This window comes from Streptococcus cristatus (genome assembly GCF_003943505.1).
Classification (GTDB): Bacteria; Bacillota; Bacilli; order Lactobacillales; family Streptococcaceae; genus Streptococcus; species Streptococcus cristatus_E.
This window is the reverse complement of the sequence record NZ_RJPS01000087.1, coordinates 1-643: the sequence shown is the minus strand read 5'-3', so window position 1 is coordinate 643 and position 643 is coordinate 1. Positions and strand designations below refer to the sequence as shown.

Here is a 643-nt window from a genome sequence, read left to right as displayed (position 1 = left end):
GCCTTTTTATGATACAATAGTAGGATAGAGTCAGTGGATGTTAGCTGGCTATTTTATGCTAAAGAAAGGGACAAAACAAGTCGATGATTCTTGAAGAGTTTGATCAAAACCGTAAGGCCATCATCAATCCAGAGGATTTGATAGAGCCTATTGAAGGCTTTCCGCAGACGGCAGTGTCCTGCTTTGCTCGGGAGACCTTTGCCCGAATGCTGGCGGATTTTGACCATGAGTTGATTACGACGACATCTATGGCCAACATTGAGATTCCTATTTATCGTGTCTTTGTGGATGGGCAGGAGCTAGCTCTTTTCAATGCTCCAGTTGGGGCTTCTGCTTGTGTGGCTATTCTGGAGGATTTGATCGCTTTTGGCATGAAAAGACTGGTTCTATTTGGGACTTGTGGTGTGCTAGACGAGGATATCAAAGAAACATCCATCATTATTCCGACAGCAGCCTTGCGCGATGAGGGGACTAGCTATCATTGCCAGCCGGCTAGTTCGGAGATAGCGGTCAATGTCGGCTTGCAGGATTTTCTGGTAAATTTCCTTGAGCAGCGAAGGATTTCCCATAGTTTGGGCAAGGTTTGGACGACCGATGGCATTTTCCGAGAGACTGCGGACAAGCTGCGCAGGCGAAAAGAGGC

General features: G+C 47.1%; 1 protein-coding gene. It reads left to right on the top strand.

All coding sequences use genetic code 11. From position 1 onward, the window contains the following. Positions 1 to 83: 83 nt before the first annotated feature. Positions 84 to 643 (top strand): nucleoside phosphorylase (locus tag D8792_RS11145; protein WP_125374020.1); only part of this gene is annotated, 560 nt, incomplete at its 3' end.